This is a genomic window from Clostridium saccharobutylicum DSM 13864 (assembly GCF_000473995.1).
Taxonomy (GTDB): Bacteria; Bacillota; Clostridia; order Clostridiales; family Clostridiaceae; genus Clostridium; species Clostridium saccharobutylicum.
Genome location: NC_022571.1, coordinates 2,070,514 through 2,087,500, shown reverse-complemented (window position 1 = coordinate 2,087,500; position 16,987 = coordinate 2,070,514). Strand labels below are relative to the sequence as shown.

The following is a 16,987-nucleotide window of genomic DNA, read 5'->3' as shown; positions in this document are numbered from 1 at the left end:
ATAGAAAATATGATAATATAGAGTTACTAATTGGAAATTATAATTAGTCGATAAATTAGATTTTCAATACTCAGCCATATAATTTAAGGAGTGTTTATTTTGGATTATAGATTAGAACAAGATTTATTAGGCAACAAAAATATAGATAGCCGCACATACAGCGGAATAAATACAGTCAGAGCTTTGGAAAACTTCGATTTAAACAGTAAGACTGTAAATTTGAGTTTGGTAAAAGAAATTGCTCTTATAAAAAAAGCAGCAGCAATGACAAATAAAATATTAAAATTACTTCCCCCTGAAAAAGCTAATGCAATAATAAAAGCAAGTGAAGAAATTATAGAAGGAAAATTTGATGATGAGTTTAAAATCAGTGCATTTCAAGGTGGAGCTGGTACCTCTACTAATATGAATGTAAATGAAGTTATTGCTAATAGAGCAATTGAACTATTAGGTGGCACAAAAGGAGATTACAATATAGTCCATCCACTTAATGATGTTAATATGTCACAGTCAACTAATGATGTTTATCCTTCTGCTCTTCGAATTGCAGCAATAAGATTAATCAGAAAATTAAGCAATTCTCTGTCTAGTTTACAGGAAGCTCTTCAAATGAAAGAAAATGAATTTTCAAACATAATAAAATTAGGAAGAACTCAATTAATGGATGCACTTCCAATGACAGCTGGTCAAGGTTTTGGAGCATATTCAAAAGCAATAGAAAGAGACAGATGGAGAATATATAAAGTAGAAGAAAGATTAAGACAAATTAATCTTGGAGGTACTGCAATAGGTACAGGTTTAAATGCTACAAATAAATATGTATTCATGATGACAGATCTTATTCAAGATCTGACTGGTCTTGGAATAGCACGATCTGATTATCCTATGGACATTACACAAAACTGTGATATATTTGTAGAAACATCTGGGTTATTGAAATCTTGCAGTGTAAATCTTCTTAAGATTTCAAATGATTTAAGATTATTGAATTCTGGCCCTAGAGGAGGAATAGGCGAAGTTATCTTGCCTAAGATGCAGACTGGCTCAACAATTATGCCTGGAAAAGTAAATCCTGTAATTCCAGAAATGGTTGCACAGGTCAGCTTAAGAGTAATTTCTAATGATAGTGCTATAACTATGGCAAGCTCAATGGGACAATTAGAATTAAATGCATTCACCCCACTTATAGCTGAGTGTTTACTTGAATCTCTAGAACTTCTCGATAGAAGCGTAATGATTTTTAAAGATAAATGTATAGATGGATTAAAAATGAATACAGACAGATGTTCAGAAAATCTAGAAAAGTCCTTAGTTTCTGCAACTGCTTTAGTTCCATATTTAGGCTATGATAAAGCAAGCTCAATATCCCAAAAAGCCTTAGCTACAGGAAAAACCATAAGAGAAATTTTATTAGAAGAACAAGTATTACCACATGAAACTATAGATAAAATATTATCTCCAATTGAATTAATAAGAACTCATATACCTGGAAAATAAGAGTGAGTGATAATAAATAATTATATTTTTGATGCCATAAACAATAGAGACTATTAAAAAGAGAATACTTATAATTTTTCATAAATAAAAAACCATGCATGTAAAGAATTTAATTTTCTTCTTTATGCATGGTTATTAATTTTATAAAGACTTTTATACATTTTTCACCTGTATTTTATTATTCTCAATTGGCAAGTTCACAATTTATAACGATATTTCTTTACTCAAAGAACGTTTTAACACCAATGCAATACAAATAGAGACAATAATATATATAGTAAGTATTAAGGCATTTTTTATAACAATTTCTACAATCATTCCTCCAATAGTCTCTCGTAATATACTTACAGCATGAGTGAATGGCATAAAAGGACTAATAGTCTGAAAAAATTTAGATGTCATATTAACTGGAAATGTTGCCCCAGAGCTAGACATCTGTAAAACAAGAAGAATCATTGAAAGTCCATTTCCAATATTACCAAAAACCGAACGTAAAGTATAAGTTATTGTTACAAATACTATACTTATGAAAGCACTAAATATGACAAACCAGAATTTATTTACTACATATGTATGAAGTAAATATAAATTTCCAAAGGTCATAATAAGTGCTTGAAAAATACCTACAGAGATAAAAGTTAAAAGTCTGCCGAAATAAATGTGATAACTTTTATATATATTTTCAGTATTTTTTACATCTACAGGTAAAGCAGAATTTAAAACTGTACCTCCAACCCATAATGCCAGCATAGTATAAAGTGCTGACATAGCAGAACCATAATTAGGAATAGGGAAAATTCTTTTTGTATTCATTAAAACGGGATCTGACAAAAAGCTGCTGCCTTTGACTGGATCAAGTTTTAGAAAATCAATTATATCATTTAGGTTTACGTTATTCTGAAATTTTCGAATTTTATCAGCAGCTGCTCTCACCTTATCCTCAAATTCAGGTAAATCATTTTGAGCCAAATCAGCTAATTCATTCACTACTTCTTCAAATACAGGAAATTTATTTTGAACTAAATCTGAAGCTCTTGTAATATCCTCTTCAAGATTAGATAAATCATTTCTCACAAAATTACCTGCTTTATGAATTTTTTCTTGAACAGTAGGCAAATCATTTTTTACAAAGTTTCCTGCTGAATTTATTTCACTAATCATTCCATCAATTTTTCCCTTAATACTAGCTTTGGATGTTTGTATATTATTATGAATAGTTGTAAGTTCTTTTTGAAAATGCGCTAATTGTTCTTCATTACTTAATAAATTTATATGTGCATCAGCAGTAATTTGTGGATTATCAATAACATTATTTATTTTATCTTGAGTTGAATATAAATTATTTTCAATTGAAGATAAGTTACTTTCTATTTCATCAATAATTACTTCAATGTTCTGAATAGCTGCAACTTTATTTTGTAATTCCAAAATTTTATCACCAGCTTCTTCTACAAGTGGTAGTTTTGATTCTACAGTTAAGATACTGTTCCCTGCTTTTTCTATGTCAGGTATTCTATCCTTTAGTTCAATGATTTTTTGTGCTTTTTCTTTAATTTTAGGAAGTTTTGCTTGAAGTTCAATTGATTTTCTGCCTAGCTCCTCAATTACAGGCAAATTATTCTCTAATTCTAAAATCCGATTTTCAACAGCTTGAATGGCAGGAAGCTCTTGCTGAAGTTTCACACCAGCATCATTAAGTCCAGAAATAATAGCATTACTAAGCATTTCAGTAAAGTTTTTACTAATTTCACCTATTAAACTAGAAGCACCTGAAGTGGCAATTTTAGGTGCAACAGCATTTATTTTTTCATTCACAGCGAATTCAATTTCTGGTTTCTCTGGATTTCCACTAATGATACTTGTTAATTTTTTTGAAAAATCTTTTGGTATGTGGATATATGCATAATAATCTCCATATTTAACCCCTCGTTCCGCTTCATCATAATTTACAAATACCCAGCCAAGTTTAGCATTTTCCTTAAGACCTTTGATAGTTTCATTTCCAACATTAATATTTTTTTGGTTTATATCTGCGCCTTCATCTTCAGTTGCAACTGCAATTGGAACCATTGAAGTATTACTATATGGATCCCATACAGCCTTAATATTTACCCAGGCATAAATAGATGGAAGTAACATTATAGCAGCCACTAATAAAGCTAACTTTCGGGCTTTAAATACACTTTTTAAATCTTTTCTATAAATACTCCAAATTTTACGCATAATGCTTTCCTCCATACTAGTAAAATCATTAAATTTCCTAATTATTTTCTCGCAATGACTTTTATAATATTCGTCAAATAAAAAGAAACTGTCTCAAAATAAATTTTAGACACAATATATTCATCGTTTAAAAGATAAAACAATCAACATATTGTACTAATTTTATATTTTGAGACAGTCCTACTGGTTAATATCATAATTATTTGCTTACTAGAACATACATTACCTATATTTCAGTTAACTATTACATAAGTCTAAACCTTAATTAGGATATCCATACTTTTTTTCACATTCCTTAAGTTTTTCAACAACCAATATGTCTGCTGGAATCCAATTAAATTTATCTAACTCTTCTAAAGTTGTCCACTTAGCATCGTTATGAACATTTAAACGCAATTCTCCACCTATTATTGTACAAATAAAACAATGCATTATAAGATGAAAACTCGTATAATCATACTCAACAGTTGTTAAATATTTATTAACTTCAATATTCAACTCTAATTCTTCTTTTATCTCACGAATAAGTGATTCTTCTCTTGTTTCTCCTTCTTCAATTTTTCCACCTGGGAACTCCCACATATTTTCAAACTCACCATAATTGCGACGAGAAGTGAATATTTTATTATCATGCTTTATTACTGCGGCAACTACTTCAATTGTCTTCATATGCATCCCTCCAATATGTAGATAATTATACTATACTACAATACAAAAAATAAGAGCCTATATTACATAAACTCTGAATATCTCCTAATATTAACCACGATAAAAATTACGTAGTTAAATTTGCTCTTATATTTATCAAATTTACTATAGACCATTATTACATACATATTTAAAAAAAGCATCTGCTGCCGGTGAATGATATCTATTTCTCATTCTAGCTGCATAAAAATAACTTTCCAATTCTGGCTGAATTATTGGAATTGCCTTTACATTTATATATTGAATAGAATACATCTTAGGAAGAATTGCTATTCCAAAATTTTGAGCTACAAGTCCTACAACAAGACTATCTTCTTCAATTTCATAAGCAACATGTGGATACTCTCCTATTTTTTCAAACATTCCATCAATTACAGGTCTCAATCCACTGCTTTTTGAAAATATAATTTGCTTATATGGTATTGTTTCTTTTAAATCCAATTCCTTATATTTTGCTAACGGATGACCATATGGTACAATAGCGCACATTTCTTGTTTCTTAACTGGTACAAATTCAATATCAGTTTCATTTTCCATTTTTGAACAAAATCCAATATCATAAATTTGATTCTTTAACCCTTCTACAATTTCCTTAGTAACTCCTGTATAAAATTTAAAATCTATTCCCTTTCCTTTATTTTTATCTAAAAAACTACGAGTTGCCTTTGGGATATCTTTTATTGCAAGTGGCTTTATGATCGATAAACTAATATTCCCCCCACCTTCGCTTATATCTTGAAATGAACTTACACTTCCATCTAACATACTAATTATTTTATTTGCATCATCAAAAAACATTTTTCCATATTTATTTAATATAACATTCCGTCCTTCTTTTTCAAATAACTTAACACCTAATTCCTCTTCTAAAGACGCCATAGCATGACTTAATCCTGGCTGAGTTATTTTTAATTTTTCAGCAGCTTTACCATAATGCTCTAATTGTGCTAAAGTAACAAAATATCGTAAATGGTATAAATTCAATGCTTCCAATCCTCTCTAAAATATTATTTATTATTATCTCATAATCCATAAAAAAAATGAATCAATTCCTATAAAATAAATCATTAGAATTTATAAAAAATGTCTTATATAATGAATGGGTATTTTATTATAGGTACATTCAAAAGATAACAAGTCAATTTACTTGCCTATTTTTCATGTGCCTAGTTATTTTTATGTTAATGAAAGAAGGCTTATTATATGAAAAAAATTAGAATATCAGGAGAATTAGCACTATTTACAGCAGTAATTATCAATAGCCTTGGTATTGCACTCATGACAAAAAGTAATTTTGGCATATCATCTATCTCTTCAGTTCCTTATGTTTTTAGCCAAGCTTTTTCTATTTTGAGTTTTGGAACATGGAATTATACTTTTCAAACAATTTTAATCATTGCATTAATGATTTTAAGTAAAAAAGTTAATTTGAGTTATGGTTTCTCTTTTTTAATGGGACTTGCCTTTGGAAAAATGATTGACGTTCATGAATTATGGATTTGTTTTTTACCTGATTCTTTGGTATGGCATATTATTTATTTTATCATGAGCTTTTTCATACTAGCAATTGGAATATGCTTATCAAATAATAGTATGCTTCCAATTATTCCGACTGATACATTTCCACGAGATTTATCAGTTATTTTAGACAAGCCATATAAATATATAAAAACAACGTTTGATGTATGCTGCTTAACTACAACACTTATAATATCAATATTTATACTTCACAAAGCTGTTGGTGTCGGTGTTGGTACAGTTATATGTGCACTTACAACTGGGAAATCAGTTTCACTTATTCAATCTTTTTTAGATAAACATGTGAAATTTTATAGGTCTGTTGTGTTGAACAAACCACAAAATAATAATTTAGGCATATAAAAAATAATGACTTGCTACTTGTTATATAAAAATTCAATACAAAAAAATTATAACCACTGCAAGATAAAGTGGTTATAATTTTAAGATTTGATTTACTAAAACTAATTTCTAAGATAATTTTTAGCAATATCTATAACTTTATCAAATTTATTTAAATTTGCATCTATAAATTCAATAAGTCCTTCTCTAGATTGTTCTTTATACCTATGAGATATTCTATTTCTAAATAATCTAGCTTCATTTATTTATATAACACCTATCTTTATAATTAAAGTATCATCTTCTAACGATTAACAAGTGTTTCTTCCCATAAGGATGGATCTCTAAATCCAACTAATACAAAATCTTCTCCAACTACAATCGGTCTTTTAACCAACATTCCATTTGTTGATAGAAGCTTTATTTGTTCTTCTTCTGACATTGTTCCAAGTGTCTTACTTAAATTCATTTCTTTATATAAATTTCCACTTGTATTGAAAAACTTTTTAATTGGCAATCCACTTTTATTAATCCAGTCGTTAAGTTCATCAAATGTTGGATTATCCTCTACTATATGTCTATCTTCATATTCAATTTGGTGTTCATCTAACCAGCTTTTTGCACGCTTACAAGTTGTGCATTTTGGGTATTCTACAAATAAATAATTCATTAGTTTTCCTCCATATCTTCTCAGTTTTAAATTTTTATATGATTATATCACTAAATACAAAAATCACAAGCTACTTTATAATTTTTTTATCGTATTTATTTTCACATGCCTTATTAAGATGTGTATTAAAAAGGGCCAACCCATGAGTTTTGCTTATGAGTCAGTCCAAAATCTATAATTATTCCAAAAATTATTTCATTGATTCAATAATGCTGTCAGCAATTGCATTTACTGAATTCACATCGTCATCTTTCATACATGAGCTTATTGTCATATCATTATCTAAAATAGTCATTTCCTTCATTTCACCTAAAAGTTCACGCATTAATTTTGCTGATTGAGGTGTCCATGTTCCATTTTCTATAAGTGCAAAGGTACGTTTTTGAAGATTTAATGCTTTCATATCCATTATATAATTAAGCATTGGTGGATAAATCTTCAAGTTATAAGTTACGCTAGCTAATACTATATGGCTGTATTTGAATGCTTCAGAAATTAAATATGAAACATGAGTTTTTGAAACATCATACATAACTACATTGGTCATTCCTTTTTCCACCAACTTTGTTGCTAGTTCGTTAGCAGCTGCTTCAGTATTTCCATACATTGTTCCATAAACAATCATTACACCTTTTTCTTCTGGCTCATAACGACTCCATTTGTCATACTTATCTAATAAGTATCCTAAATCATTACGCCATACAAGACCATGTAATGGACAAATCATCTTTATATCTAGATTTTGTGCTTTTTTCATAAGGTTTTGAACATGAGGACCATATTTTCCTACAATGTTTGTATAATATCTTCTTGTATCTTCAATCCAGTCTCTATCATAATTAACTTCATCATTAAATAATTTACCATCTAATGATCCGAAAGCACCAAATGCATCAGCAGAGAATAACACTCCATTAGTAGTATCAAATGTTACCATAGCTTCTGGCCAGTGTACCATTGGAGCAGATACAAACATAACTTCATGTTTTCCGAAAGACATTGTATCTCCTTCTTTTACTTCTATTACTCTGTCAACTACATCAAAACCAAATTGCCCCATGAACATAGTAGCTTTTTTAGTACATATAATCTTTACATTTGGGTAACGAAGTAAAATTTCTTCAATACAAGCTGCATGATCCGGCTCAACATGATTGATTACCATATAATCTAAAGGCTTATCTCCTAGAACTCCCTTAATATTATCAAGGAACTGACGACAAATTGACCAATCTACAGTATCAAATAATACTGCTTTCTCATCTAAAAGTAGATATGAATTATATGATACTCCTCTTGGAATAGGATGAATATTCTCAAATAAAGCCAGGCGACGATCATTGCCACCAATCCAATAAAGATCTTCAGTTATTTTTCTTACACAATACATTAAATTAATCCTCCTTATTAATCAAAAACACTTTATGTGCTTATTTATTATTATAGAAATTAAACTTCTATAAACATATCTTTTTCTTCACCACAAGCAGGGCAAGCCCAATCTTCTGATAGCTTTTCAAAAAGTGTTCCAGGACTTACTTCACCTTCAGGATCACCAACTCCTGGATCATATTCATAACCACATCCGTTACAAACATAATGTTTCCAAGTTGGAGCAGCTTTCTTTGGAATCTCTCTCTTCATCTTCTTCATTGGAGGAGCTTCCTTCTTTGGCTGTCCATTATCTAATGCAGCAGTTAATAGAGGTAAGATTTCCTTTATATCACCTATTATACCATAGTCTGCATTCTTGAATATTTTAGCATTAGGATTTATATTTATAGCAACAATTGTTGTAGAATCCTTTATACCTTTTAAATGCTGACCTGCACCTGAAATACCACAAGCAATATAAAGATTACCATTAAATTTTTGACCAGACATTCCAACATAACGATTGAGTGGTACATATTTAAGAGTTTCAGCTACAGGACGAGAAGAACCTATAGCTGCACCTACTTGAAGTGCTAACTCTTCTATAAGATGCATATTTTCTTTCTCACCTATACCAACTCCAGCACTTACTACTCTGTCTGCCTTACTTATTGGAGTATCCAAAGGTATTCCAACTGTAAAATCATAGCCATCGCCTTTAAGGGCTTCAACAAGAGCATCAACTTTTTCCTGAGAAGTTCCTTTCTTGAAAATCACTTTCTTACGGTAACCTGTTGCTGATTCTTGCTTAAAACCTTTCTCTGCATGTTCACTCTTAGGCATTTTTCCAATAATATGAGCAGCAATAACAACACGCTGAATTTCATTAGTACCTTCATATATTGTGCAAATCTTAGCATCTCTATAAGCACGTTCAACTTCCATACCTTTTAGATAACCACTTCCTCCAAATATTTGAAGAGCATCATTAACAATTTCAAGGCATACATCAGAAGCATATTGTTTTGCCATAGCAGCTTCCATGCTGTAACTCTCATGATTTCCTTTTAATTCTGCTGCACTATAAATAAGTAATCTTGCAGCTCTAAGCTTTGTAGCCATATCAGCTAATTTAAAAGCAATAATTTGCTGCTGACAAATAGGCTTACCAAATTGAATTCTTTCTTTAGAATATTCTAGAGCGTGTTCATAAGCACCTTGGGCAATACCTAAAGCTTGAGCTGCAATACCAATACGTCCTCCATCTAATGTGGACATAGCAATCTTGAATCCATCGCCCTCTTTACCTAATAAATTTTCCTTAGGAACTTTTACATCATTGAAAATCAACTCTGCAGTAGCAGAAGAACGAATTCCCATCTTGTCGTAATGTTTACCAAAGCTAAAACCTTCCCACCCTTTTTCTACAATAAATGCACTTATGCCACGTGTACCAATATTGGGAGTTGTAACTGCAAAAACAACGTAAGTATCTGCTTCGCCTCCATTAGTAATAAATATTTTTTCACCATTTAAAATATAGTGATCACCATCTAGGATAGCAGTAGTTTCTGTACCCCCCGCATCACTACCTGCATTTTCTTCAGTAAGACCAAATGCACCAATCTTATCTCCTTTTGCTAATGGAACTAAATATTTTTCCTTTTGTTCTTCTGTTCCATAAGCTGCAATTGGATATGTCCCCAAAGATGTGTGAGCGGAAAGGATTACGCCTGTCCCACCATCGACTCTTGATAATTCCTCAACAGCTATTGCATAACTGATTACATCTAATCCTGCTCCACCATATTCCTTAGGATATGGTATTCCCATCATTTCTATCTTTGCTAACTGCTCAATTATTTCTGAAGGAAATTTATTTTCCTGATCCAACATAAATGCAATAGGCTTAACTTCCTCTTCTGCAAACTTCCTAATTATTGACCTAAACTTTTCATGTACTTCAGTAGTTTTAAAAAACATAAATGCACCTCCTAAAATTTAATACAGCTTTCTGAGTATAACACTATAGAATCTCTACAAAATCATGATATTGAGATGCTATAATCAAGCGCTTAAAATTAGATAACTTATTCAATTCTCTTATACTTTATAAGCCATTTAACCAGCCCTTATTCACAGAGAACCATACATTCAAATATATTCCTTTTATACATATTTAATCCACGCGTTAATTATATACCTTTTTGGTATACTTTTCAACCTCAATTAAAAAATTTTTGTTTAAAATATAAATTACTACTTATAAAATCTGCATCTAATATAATGCAAAACCTAATAAAAAATGTTATTTATAAAAATATTTATTAAAAAATTACATTATATGCTATAATCTATATAAAAATTAATATAATGTATAATTTTAGAAACACAAAAGGGGAATTGGGGTTATGATCAACGATAATTATAATATTGATATCGATTCTATCGAAATAAAGGATGTTATAGATGTAAACTTGCTACAAAGATTTCAGGATAACTTTGCTGAAAGCTTAAATATTGCAAGTGTAACTGTAGATAAAAATGGGAAACCTGTGACTACACCAAGCTCTTATACAAGTTTTTGTATGGATTTTGTACATAGTACTACTCTAGGCGATAGTAGATGTGCAGAATGTCATAGAAAAGGTGGTGAAGAAGCTACACGAATTGGTAGACCTTATATTTATACCTGTCATGCCGGGCTAATTGATTTTGCAGCTCCTATTTTAATAAACGGAAAACAAATTGGGACTATTCTTGGCGGACAAGTATTAACAAAAGAACCAGAACACTCCAAGTATATACAGATAGCAAAAGCAATAAATGTGAACGAAACCGGGTTTGTTGAATCCGTAAAAAAAATCAAAATTCTTACAGAAAAAAATGTATCATCTGCAGCAGAAGTATTATTTATAGTTGCAAATGCGCTTTCAAAAATAGGCTATGAAGAACTAAATCTTAAGAGGATTTCTAAAAGCTTAGAGATTGAAGTACAAAATAAAAATTTGCTTCTACAACAATCTAAAGAATATAACAAACTAAAAACTCAACTTTTTTCAACTATATCACATGAACTAAAAACACCTATTAATATTATCTATAGTTCTTTACAACTGTTTGAAAATTTACAAAAAGGCAATTCTTTAAAAAATACTTTTAAAGCCTTTTCAAAATATTCAAAAATAATGAAACAAAATTGTTATAGATTAATTAGAGTAATTGATAATCTAATAGATATGAATAAGATTGAAATCGGATTTTTTAATATGTACTTAAAAAATGATGATATTATTAAAATTATTGAAGACATTACATTATCAATAGTTGAATATGCCAACTTAAAAAATATAAATGTTGTTTTTGATACGGAAATAGAAGAAAAAATCACTGCATTTGATGCAGAAAAAATTGAAAGAATTATGTTGAACCTATTATCAAATGCAATCAAGTTTACTAATCATGGAGGAAAAATAAATGTAACAGTATATGATAAAGATAACTATATATTAATTTCAGTAAAAGATACTGGAACTGGTATTCCTCAAGATATGCTCGAAAAAATTTTTAATACGTTTACTCAAGTTGATAATTCACTTAGGCGACAAGCCGAAGGTAGTGGCATTGGTTTATCCCTTGTAAAATCTCTTGTGGAAATGCATAAAGGGGAAATCACTGCAAAAAGCCAATTAGGTATTGGTAGTGAGTTTCTAATCAAACTACCTATAAATCTTGTAGAAAATGAATCAAATTCGGATACACATAAAACTAATCATTTAAATTATAATGTTGAAAATACAAAAATTGAATTTTCTGATATATATTTTGGATAATCAAATAATAAATTAGATTTAAATTTTGAAATACATTCTAAGCGACAAAGTAAGGGTACTCTTTTGCACAGCATTGCATTTAGAATATGGCTATAGGTATTTCTTTAGTAAAAGTTGTTCAATTCTTGCTTGTACCTAGCTTGTCTGGGAAGCATGCAGGAATTTAGCAACTCTTACTGTTAAAAATCCATAGACATGTTCTATAGCAATCGAGTAACAGAGTACCCTTACTTTCGCTTAGCCATAACATAAGTATAAGTTGTAAGTTGTTTATCTATATTTTTAAATATTTTCTACAAACTGAATTTTTAGCCCATCAGGATCTAGCATATAAAAAAATTTAATATTAGGATTTGGCTGAAATGGTCCACTATAAATCGCTAATCCTTTTTCTTTAATCAAATTTATCATTTTATCCACTGAATTTACTTCAAATCCAAGCGAAATATGCTCTCCATAACTTACTTCTTTCAACTCGTCATTACATATAAGCTCTATTTTTGTTTCTCCATCACCCAAAAATGCGATTTCTTTTCCTGGTGTTGATTTATATCTTTTTGTTATATTAAGTCCAACAATTTCTACATAAAATTTTAACGATTCTTCTAAATTTTTAACTCTTAAAGTACTCCAACAAAACCTCATAAATTACTCCTCCTCATTATATTTAATGTATTTATACTCATTTTAGGTTGTTGAATAACTAATTTTTACAAATAGTTATTCAAGAAAGTATTCTTAGAAATTATAGATTCCAAGGATATTTTCTAGTTTTTATTCCTTGCTGTTTTTTATTAAATTCATCTATTAAGTACGCTAATAAGACCCATTTTATATGACGTTCGTATCGGGCTTGCCCATAAAGTCTTGGGTTTTCTAAGTTATATAATCCCTTTAATACAGAGAATAATTGCTCTATTTTCAATCTGTTTTTATATAATTTTAATCCGATAGGAGATTGAAGAAACAAGGCATTTTCATATCGTTTATCAGCAAATGACTCAATACTTTTAGCCTTACGCATATTTATATCAGTTAACAAATTAAATTCTAAGCTAGAAGCAATTTCAAACCATCCTGCTGAATCATATGCTGCATCTGCAAGTATTAAAAATGGATTATAAATTTTAGCTTCATATAGTAAATCTGAGACTTGATTGTCATAAACATTGGCGGTTGTTAAATCAAAAACCAAAGGAATTATAATATCACTAACCGCTGCAATACAGTGTAATTTATAACCTTTATAGTATCCAAGGCGGGTACCCTTGCCGGATTTAGCTTCGCTATCGTATTTTGAACTTCTTAAAGCAGTTCCATCTATTGCACACAGTCTAGTTTCAGGATTGATAAGTTCAACAAACATAGCATAAATACCATAATATATATGCTTCTCTAAAATTTTAGTTCTTAATGAGAATGTAGAATAATCTGGTACTTGATTAAGTTGAATTATAGTTCGAAACACAAAGTCTTGCTTTATACGGTATTCAAGTTCCCTTAAACTGAAAATACTACTTTTAACGCCATATAATATACATGCAACTATTTGTTCATCTGAATACTTGCGTGGTCGGCCTTTAGTACTTTGAATATTTGAATTTAATTTAGCAAATGCAATTTTGACAGCTTCAAAAATTTTATAATGGTCATTTTCGCTTTTAATATTTAATGATATAATCATATTTGAGTCATTCCTTATGTGATATTTTTAGGTTTTTCGCGAAATTATTATATCACAAAGGAATGACTTATTTATTTTTTACAAATTTTGTTTATTCAACAACCTATCATTTATCTTAATTAATTAAAACACTTCTAATTTTATCATCAATTATAATTAGAAGAAAACTACTTAAAAATTAAAAAACATACTCAATTTGATGTACAATTAGAATATAGACTCAAGAATAAAAGTAGCTCCTTCATTGCTTTATAATTAAAATCTTAATTTTTCCATTACAATCTTTGAAAAATAACACTTTACTGGTATAATACTGATAAGTATATTCATATTTTCTATTAAACTTTATTGCAAATATAGGTTCTTTACTAAAATCCTTTAAAATTAAATATTAAAAAATTATATTAATTTTAAAGCTAGCTCAAAAAAGCAATAAAAAAACATATATTGAAATAACAACAATTCAGCAAATTAAACATCTGTTTATGCTTTTGTTGTAAATTTAAATTAGCAGTATATATTTAATATTATATATAAAATTCGAGGATGTGTTTAAAAATGAAAAAAAATATCTTAGCCAAAATATCTTTAGCTCTTGGTATGGTAACATTATTATCTTTTAGCAGTAGCATACCTGCTTCAGCCACTACAATTGCTTCTGGCAAAGTTTATAAGCTTATCAACGTTGCTAGTGGAAAAGCCCTTGATGTTTATGCTGCTGGGGCAGATAACTACACTAACGTTGATGTTTATTCTGACAATGGTACTGGTGCTCAAAGGTGGACTATTATAGTAAATCCTGATAAGTCATGTAAATTGATTAATTTTAATTGCAATAAAGCTCTTGATGTATACGGTGCTGAAACAAATGACTATACTAATGTTGATATCTATGAAGTGAATCAAACCAATGCTCAAAATTGGAATATAATTTATAACAATGATGGCACATATAAATTAATCAATGTTAATAGTAATAAAGCTCTTGATGTTTATGCTGCTGGAACAGATGATTATACTAACGTTGATATCTATGCCGATAACGGAACCGATGCTCAAAAATGGAATATAGTACAAGTTAATTAAAAACAGAATTAGTTTACAAACATACACTAACTAAAATTTATAGAATATATATAACTTATTTATGGTAAGTATATATAATTAGAATATGTAAATATTCAACATTAAGCGGTCTAGAATGATTCTAGACCGCTTTTCTTACTTATGCCTTCATGCTCAAACATCCTACATCTATCTTGTACAATATTAATCCGCTTTCAATTAATATTTTTACATTAAAAATATTAATGTTCTAAAGTAGTCACACTCTGTAGCTTAAAACTTTTAGCGATATTTTCATATTCCTACGAAACAAAACCATTTCTGCTTTCGATAAAAAAATATATATAATTATTTAGACTTTTTCTTTGAACTTCCCGGTACATTATCACTGCTATTATTTACTGGATTAGAATTAAAAGTTATTTTTGATCCATCACTAGTTGCAATTATAGTTCCACTCAAATCAGTTCTAAATATTCCTATATTTTTAGCTTTAAGCTTGTCTAATGTTTCTTTATGGGGATGACCATAATCATTACCTTTAGCACAACTTATAACTGCATACTTTGGATTAACTTTGTTTAAGAAATCTTGACTTGTTGAGCTTGAACTTCCATGATGACCAACCTTTAAAACATCCGCTTGTATATCTAATTGCTTTTGTAATATTTCGCCTTCAGATAAGGCTTCAGCATCACCAGTAAATAAGAATGAATTATTCCCATATTTCACTTTTACAACTATAGAATAATTATTTAAATCATCGTACTTAGTACTGTTAGGAGCTAGAAATGTCAATGTAGCATTATCTATATTGATTTGTTCTCCTACTTTTGGCACTGTTATTTTCAAATTCTTCTTTTTTAGAGCATCTATCATATTTTCATATGTCTTTGTTGTTGTTGTAACCTTTGGCGCATAAAATGTTCCAATAGTGCAATAGTTAATAACATCATCCATACTTCCAATATGGTCTTCATGTGGATGTGTAGCTATAACATAATCCAACTTTGTAATATTAATTTTTTTAAGGTAATCCAAAGCTTTTTTATCACTAGTTCCTGCATCAATTAATATATTCTTATCTCCAATTTGTATTAATTCACTATCTCCTTGACCTACATCAATGTAGTGCACCATCATATTATTGCTTTTATTCATAGTTTCGCTGCTTTTATTACATGATACTAAAAATATTGAAAATATCATGGTTAGTAATATACACAATAATTTTTTAGTTTTATTCATTACTAATTCCCCCTTACTAATATTAATTCTATATAAGTAGAAACTTTTGTCAATAATCCTTGCAATACACATAATATTCATGATAAATTACATAAATAAATAACGTAGACTTTAAATTATACTTTGCTGAAATAAAAAATTTTTTGTTAAGTTACTATGCACATTTCTAATACTTCATCATATTAAAAATAAGGGCAGAAAACAATATTTCTACTGTCTACTACCCAAAAGTTATAAAAAGTTATAAAAATTTATTATAACATTATTTCCAAATCCCATCAGAATTAACCCAGTAACCATCTGGAGTCTGAGTATTTCTTAATATTTTTCCATCTGATCCTGCATAATACCAGTGTAATCCAACTTCTTCATTATTATGAGGATATGCTTTAAACCATCCTGTTTTCATGGCACCATCTGAACCACAGTAATAATCAAATGCTCCGTAATCTGTATGGAAAACACGTGAACTATCTACATACCCCTTATAGTAAGCTGGCGCCCACTCATCTATGTAGATACCATAATAATCATCTTCATGTTCCTCATCTCCATAATACCATTTTCCGCCTACAGAAAACCATCCTTCTTTAGGCTTGCCATCATTTCCATAATAGTTCCATGTTTCGATATTATGTCCACTATACGGTGCATAATATTCATTGTGCCTCCATTCTGCATGTGATGCTAATGGTATAATTGCTAGTAATGTTATTGCTGAAACAGAACTAGTAATTAGTTTTTTTAAGTTTGTCATTATTATTTCCCCCTTTGAATTTCATACTATTATTGTATATTATTTAACACATTTGTCAAATAATTAAA

14 protein-coding genes are annotated in these 16,987 nt (G+C 29.4%); 4 read left to right on the top strand and 10 right to left on the bottom strand.

Features of this window, described 5'->3' with window-relative positions:
• Nucleotides 1–99 precede the first annotated feature (99 nt).
• The gene (locus CLSA_RS09050; protein ID WP_022745668.1) at nt 100–1,497 is read left to right on the top strand and encodes an aspartate ammonia-lyase; all 1,398 of its coding nucleotides are present in this window, start codon (nt 100–102) and stop codon (nt 1,495–1,497) included.
• A 204-nt stretch (nt 1,498–1,701) separates the two neighbouring features.
• Here CLSA_RS09050 and CLSA_RS09045 read toward each other — a convergent pair whose 3' ends face one another.
• From CLSA_RS09045 to CLSA_RS09035, 3 genes are all read right to left on the bottom strand, one after another.
• Nucleotides 1,702–3,720 (bottom strand): YhgE/Pip domain-containing protein, encoded by a 2,019-nt coding sequence (locus tag CLSA_RS09045; protein WP_022745664.1) that lies wholly within the window; start codon nt 3,718–3,720, stop codon nt 1,702–1,704.
• A 261-nt stretch (nt 3,721–3,981) separates the two neighbouring features.
• The gene (locus CLSA_RS09040) at nt 3,982–4,389 is read right to left on the bottom strand and encodes a (deoxy)nucleoside triphosphate pyrophosphohydrolase (protein WP_022745661.1); all 408 of its coding nucleotides are present in this window, start codon (nt 4,387–4,389) and stop codon (nt 3,982–3,984) included.
• Between the two features lie 144 nt (nt 4,390–4,533).
• A complete protein-coding gene (locus CLSA_RS09035) occupies nt 4,534–5,412 on the bottom strand; it encodes a LysR family transcriptional regulator (RefSeq protein WP_022745657.1) in 879 nt (292 codons plus the stop codon).
• 219 nt (nt 5,413–5,631) lie between these two features.
• Between CLSA_RS09035 and CLSA_RS09030 the strand changes: the two genes are divergently transcribed.
• Nucleotides 5,632–6,309, top strand: a complete 678-nt coding sequence (locus tag CLSA_RS09030; protein ID WP_022745653.1) for a DUF6198 family protein — start codon at nt 5,632–5,634, stop codon at nt 6,307–6,309.
• A 283-nt stretch (nt 6,310–6,592) separates the two neighbouring features.
• Here the strand turns inward: CLSA_RS09030 and CLSA_RS09025 are convergent, their stop codons facing one another.
• From CLSA_RS09025 to CLSA_RS22470, 3 genes are all read right to left on the bottom strand, one after another.
• Complete coding sequence (locus CLSA_RS09025; RefSeq protein ID WP_022745650.1) at nt 6,593–6,958, bottom strand: arsenate reductase family protein; 366 nt, start codon at nt 6,956–6,958, stop codon at nt 6,593–6,595.
• 190 nt (nt 6,959–7,148) lie between these two features.
• Nucleotides 7,149–8,348, bottom strand: coding sequence for an FprA family A-type flavoprotein (locus tag CLSA_RS09020; protein WP_022745647.1), 1,200 nt, complete (start codon nt 8,346–8,348; stop codon nt 7,149–7,151).
• A 59-nt stretch (nt 8,349–8,407) separates the two neighbouring features.
• Nucleotides 8,408–10,315 (bottom strand): acyl-CoA dehydrogenase family protein, encoded by a 1,908-nt coding sequence (locus CLSA_RS22470; RefSeq protein ID WP_022745644.1) that lies wholly within the window; start codon nt 10,313–10,315, stop codon nt 8,408–8,410.
• A gap of 428 nt (nt 10,316–10,743) precedes the next feature.
• Between CLSA_RS22470 and CLSA_RS09010 the strand changes: the two genes are divergently transcribed.
• Nucleotides 10,744–12,165, top strand: coding sequence for a sensor histidine kinase (locus CLSA_RS09010; RefSeq protein ID WP_022745640.1), 1,422 nt, complete (start codon nt 10,744–10,746; stop codon nt 12,163–12,165).
• Nucleotides 12,166–12,447: 282 nt separating this feature from the next.
• Here the strand turns inward: CLSA_RS09010 and CLSA_RS09005 are convergent, their stop codons facing one another.
• Nucleotides 12,448–12,810: a VOC family protein gene (locus CLSA_RS09005; RefSeq protein WP_022745636.1), complete on the bottom strand. Its 363-nt coding sequence runs from the start codon at nt 12,808–12,810 to the stop codon at nt 12,448–12,450.
• Between the two features lie 100 nt (nt 12,811–12,910).
• Nucleotides 12,911–13,849: a transposase gene (locus CLSA_RS09000; RefSeq protein ID WP_022745633.1), complete on the bottom strand. Its 939-nt coding sequence runs from the start codon at nt 13,847–13,849 to the stop codon at nt 12,911–12,913.
• Nucleotides 13,850–14,449: 600 nt separating this feature from the next.
• Here CLSA_RS09000 and CLSA_RS08995 point away from each other — a divergent pair.
• The gene (locus CLSA_RS08995; RefSeq protein WP_196774904.1) at nt 14,450–14,935 is read left to right on the top strand and encodes an RICIN domain-containing protein; all 486 of its coding nucleotides are present in this window, start codon (nt 14,450–14,452) and stop codon (nt 14,933–14,935) included.
• Nucleotides 14,936–15,262: 327 nt separating this feature from the next.
• Here the strand turns inward: CLSA_RS08995 and CLSA_RS08990 are convergent, their stop codons facing one another.
• Together CLSA_RS08990 and CLSA_RS24265 are read right to left on the bottom strand one after the other, a co-directional pair.
• Complete coding sequence (locus CLSA_RS08990) at nt 15,263–16,162, bottom strand: ComEC/Rec2 family competence protein (RefSeq protein WP_022745627.1); 900 nt, start codon at nt 16,160–16,162, stop codon at nt 15,263–15,265.
• A gap of 262 nt (nt 16,163–16,424) precedes the next feature.
• Entirely contained in the window at nt 16,425–16,919 is a 495-nt protein-coding gene (locus CLSA_RS24265; RefSeq protein ID WP_022745623.1) for a hypothetical protein, read from the bottom strand.
• Nucleotides 16,920–16,987 lie beyond the last annotated feature (68 nt).